At 42.3% G+C, this 4281-nt stretch carries 5 protein-coding genes and 1 pseudogene; all 6 read right to left on the reverse strand.

The features are described 5' to 3' along the window. Positions 1-1706: pseudogene (locus tag CAG68_RS22205) on the reverse strand (hypothetical protein); the annotation flags it as partial. 4 nt (positions 1707-1710) lie between these two features. Beyond that, positions 1711-2145, reverse strand: coding sequence for a hypothetical protein (locus CAG68_RS16010; RefSeq protein ID WP_025767605.1), 435 nt, complete (start codon positions 2143-2145; stop codon positions 1711-1713). Beyond that, positions 2135-2848, reverse strand: coding sequence for a PilW family protein (locus CAG68_RS16015; RefSeq protein WP_158159794.1), 714 nt, complete (start codon positions 2846-2848; stop codon positions 2135-2137). Before CAG68_RS16015 ends, CAG68_RS16010 begins: the two co-directional genes overlap by 11 nt. Continuing rightward, complete coding sequence (locus CAG68_RS16020) at positions 2848-3429, reverse strand: type II secretion system protein (RefSeq protein WP_161441357.1); 582 nt, start codon at positions 3427-3429, stop codon at positions 2848-2850. The genes CAG68_RS16015 and CAG68_RS16020 overlap by 1 nt, the downstream gene beginning before the upstream one ends. Continuing rightward, entirely contained in the window at positions 3426-3974 is a 549-nt protein-coding gene (locus tag CAG68_RS16025) for a type II secretion system protein (protein WP_005381149.1), read from the reverse strand. The genes CAG68_RS16020 and CAG68_RS16025 overlap by 4 nt, the downstream gene beginning before the upstream one ends. Positions 3975-4089: 115 nt before the next feature. Next, positions 4090-4281: MSHA biogenesis protein MshA (locus tag CAG68_RS16030; protein ID WP_237667886.1), on the reverse strand; the 192-nt coding region annotated here is incomplete at its 5' end.

The following is a 4281-nucleotide window of genomic DNA, read 5'->3' on the forward strand; positions in this document are numbered from 1 at the left end:
ATATACGGATAACCTTTCAACCACTTACCATTCGCATCTTGGACGCCCTGTCCACGCACCCCAACATTATCAGCAACACTATTTGAAACGATTTTCTCGCTCCCTTCACGAATGTAGTTACCAAACTCATCAATACCAATACCTAGCCAACCACCAGCAAAGCCTTCTACATCTTTGGAGACTTCAGGGTAGTGATTCTTTAGAAGCTTCATCCCGTAACCAAGCGGACCACCAAATGCCCCGGTTTGAGGAGGGACACTCGCATCAGAAATCACCAGCGCAACACCGTCAGCACCATTCCCACCATATGCATTGTGATCAAACTCAATCTCTAAATAGTTCTGATCTGACGGAAAAATATAGTTATATGCAGAGGCTGTTGCCTGCTCTGGTTTATTTGAGTTTAAGATGAAACGTCCATCAGACATATGGGGCTCGTCACTGGTACCAAAGCCCATCACCGACCAGTTTGACAATGAACCTGAATTGAAGTTTTCTTCTGGTAATAGTGAACATTGCTGTGTTGGAGGAATAACAGGAACTAATTCAGGACAAAGTGAGGCTACAGCCTCTATTGGGCACTCTCCGGTCTGGGGGGGCTGACAGTTGGGATCATCTACACCACAATAAATGTCACTATCATTGTACTCGTAAGAATGTGATTTTGAGTTAACAGAACCACAGACGGTCGAGCTTTTTACTGTGGCTTTCCCGTGGGACTGAATCGCTTCACTAAGAGTATAAACACCTCGATTTTGATCGAGTTTAGAGTTAGTCAACGATACTTCGCTACCTGTTGATTCTACCCGGCCACAAACCAATGAGTTTTTAATATCGACTTTATGTAGAGCGAGAATATTTCCGTGTACTTGGTTATGGCTCTCTAGGATCACCTCGTGACCTTCACTAGTTACATCCCCAGTAACTTTCGTTTGTTTTAAAGTAACTTTGCTTCGTGCCCAAACATCACCTTGAATTTCATTTTCATTTGATTCTGTCTTTACTTCACCGCCTTGACTTGTAACTTTCCCCTCGACAACCGTCTTCTTCAACGTTATATCACCATGCGCTATAACATCACCATGAATCCTGTTACCATTGCTCTCCGTTTTAATTTGTCCACCCGTACTCGTAACATTGCCATTCACTGTTACTTTCGAGAGAGTTACGTCTTTAGCCCCCTCAACACTGCCATTAATGACATTCCTTTTACCTTTTATCTCAATACCATCAGAGTAACTGGTAACATTGCCTTGTACTTCTGAATCTTCAAGAAGCACCTTTCCGTGGGATACGTAGATTAAACCGTGAACCTTAATATCGTTCTTGAGTTCAACTGCACCGAAAGACTCCACACGCCCAAAAATTTCAATGTCATTTTTACCTTTGAAATCGCTGTTCTTGGATAGGATATTGATCGAATGTTCACTGCTTCCTAAAGTATTTTTTCCTTTAAGTTCAACACCACCATAAACATGAATGTTGATATCACGGTAAGCGTTGACTGACTGGCCTACATTCATTGTAAGACCATTGGGACAAATATAGTTGCCAAAATCATAATAATACCCACCACAGAAGCTCCCTCTGGCTTTCATTTTCCCCTGACTAATCGACCAATATGGAGTCATATCATTTGGAACAGCAGAAAAACTTTCAGAAGAAAACAAACTGACGAATAAAGCAGTAATTATTATTCTTTTCATTATCCTAATCCCTAACCCAAACTTCTTGCTGACGCTGTACCTGTATAACCCCAGAACCACACGTTGCCGTGGCCTGCACCTTAAAAAGAGATTCAGCGTCAGGGGTACCCTCATTGAAAGTACCTATATTTGTACATGCCATCGCATTAACCTTGCACCCACTTCCCACAGCTACCGGCGGAACGGCACCGCTAACCTCCCCACTGCATACGGTCTCGATATCTGTTGTACTTGTATCTAACGGATACATCTTGGTCAGTGCCCACTCATTGGCGGACTGAGCAACAAACCAAGCTTTTGTTCCCAAAAACTCTCTTGTTAATCCGCTTTGATTCGACCATGTAACTTTCATTAAAGAGGAAGCCAAATATCCCATTACAATAATGACGAATAACACGATGATTAGTACATTTCCGCTGGAGTTTCTTTTACGGGACATTGAGCACCTGCACATCTTGTTGATACACACTACGTTCACCATCCTGCTCAAACTCTAGATTAATATGAACTAAACCACCTCGTTGCAGAGTAGACTCTAGATAACGCATACCACTTACGGACGTATCGACACTATCCGCAACTGTAATACCATTTCGCGTAACTCGCTTGGTATCAAAACAGTAGCGAACCTCCGACTTCTCTTGATAAATATAAAGACGGCTAGAAACAGAGGATCCCGTAATCGTACTTGCCCCCCCACTAACAACAAAAACCTTACCTGTTTTAGCTAAACCACCAATGGCTATATTTCGCGAAGAAGTTGATTGTAAATCTTCATATCGGCTCGGATTTATCACCATCCTGCGATTCGTAGGAATAGGATTAAGCGTTGAGTCATTACCTAGCAAAAACTCTAAGTCATTATTCTTAAACGTGTAAAAACCAGAATATTCAATCGGCACAAACTCTAGACAATTAGTTGTTCCTTTTGGCACATGAAAACTATTAGGTACAGCATGGCGGATTTCACGCGTCATCTTTTCTAAAACAAACTGAGCCTGTGTTTGTATTCGTTGGCGATCGATAGTATCAGCGTAGCCTTTCATTCCTAACTGGACATACCCAGCTATCCCCAACATGATGAAGCTGCCGACCACAATCGTAACTATCATTTCCATTAAGGTGAAACCACGATCTTTCATCAGTAGTTCCCCTTAATAGCTGTTAAAGTAAGGGGCTGCGTGTTCCCCGCAAAAATCCTTAATGTTACTTTTTTGTATTCGGTTATTTCATCGGGAGCTTTATCCGTCAGATCATCATAGGCAACGCTAATTTCTAATCTAAAGTTTTTGTACTGCTCAGTACTGTCCGCACCAAGTACATCACTAATATTCCCTCTAGGGATACCATCACACTGAGAAGCCGTTGTAGATGTGCTCCAACACCCGATATAGTCATCGACATCATTGAAATCACTAGGCGTTGTTTCCAAGGAACCGTCTAGTTTTTTATCCGCACCTAATTTATTTACGTTAGTGCAGCTCACTCCATTCTCACCACACCGAACGGTGCCACCATCAAAGTCGCTGTTTTCATCGAAGCCTCGCGCCAATATCTGAGACATGAAACCTTGGCCTAATGCGGCCGCGCGGGTTTGATAATGAGGGATGGCGGAATCTCGAATTTGAGGGACAAGAAAAGAAGTAAACGCCACCATCGCAATGCCCATTAAAACAATCGCGATGATCATTTCTATCAAAGTCATGCCACTAGATTTCTTCATGAGCATGTACCTTTAGAAACATAGCCTTGAGTATTAATTTCAACTTGGCAGCGGCTTCGACCATGCTTATCTTCAATCAGGATTGAAACCCCACCACTCGCTGAGTTTATTGGATTACCCAATAAATCAAACTCGATTGGATTAGTTACAGCATTGGTCAGTGAAAACTTTGCGGATTTATCAACAACCATGTCACTACGAGTGTCTTGTTCCTTGCTAGCCAGGCCGCATGCAGCACTAGACCCGATGCAAGAGCTTGTAATCGACAAACAAAAATTAGTGTAGCTAGAGTCCTCTCCAGCTTTGTAGCTACTGGGTAGACATCTTTCAGGATAAGGCTTGTTTGGGATGCTGATATTCGACTGCATACGATTCACCTGCACTTGGCGAATAACAGAAATCACGCGTTCTTGTAATGCATATGCAGAGAAACTGCCAGAGCCCATAAAACGGCTGGCTGCAAAAAGTGAAAGGATAGAGAGGAGAACAATCACGAGGATTAACTCCATTAACGTAAACCCTAATGCAGAGCTGCGAATTTTCATAACCCAACCTTAGGCTTAGAACAAGCGAGATAAGTATACGATGAAATTATGAGATTAATGATAGGTTTATAATTTTTCGATTCGAAGTGTGAACAGACGAACAAATAACCAATATCTAGTTATTTTGCCCTTTTGAACGACTAATCTCTTCTTCAATTCGATCGTAAGTTTCTTTGTTGCTTAGCGTCTCAGAAACGTGCTCAGCGGTCTGCTTGGTTTGCTCCCACTTCGCTTCGTAAGTTTCTGGTTCAAAGCTGATAAATCTTGGTAATACCACATAACCGATCATACCTAAGATAATCAGCAC

It is taken from the genome of Vibrio sp. V42_P2S4T144 (assembly GCF_009904715.1).
GTDB classification, from domain to species: domain Bacteria; phylum Pseudomonadota; class Gammaproteobacteria; order Enterobacterales; family Vibrionaceae; genus Vibrio; species Vibrio alginolyticus.

Coding starts and splice junctions, on each gene's coding strand:
- CAG68_RS16010 (WP_025767605.1), bottom strand. CDS start 2,145: ATGTCCCGTAAAAGAAACTCCAGCGGAAATGTACTAATCATCGTGTTA.
- CAG68_RS16015 (WP_158159794.1), bottom strand. CDS start 2,848: ATGAAAGATCGTGGTTTCACCTTAATGGAAATGATAGTTACGATTGTG.
- CAG68_RS16020 (WP_161441357.1), bottom strand. CDS start 3,429: ATGAAGAAATCTAGTGGCATGACTTTGATAGAAATGATCATCGCGATT.
- CAG68_RS16025 (WP_005381149.1), bottom strand. CDS start 3,974: ATGAAAATTCGCAGCTCTGCATTAGGGTTTACGTTAATGGAGTTAATC.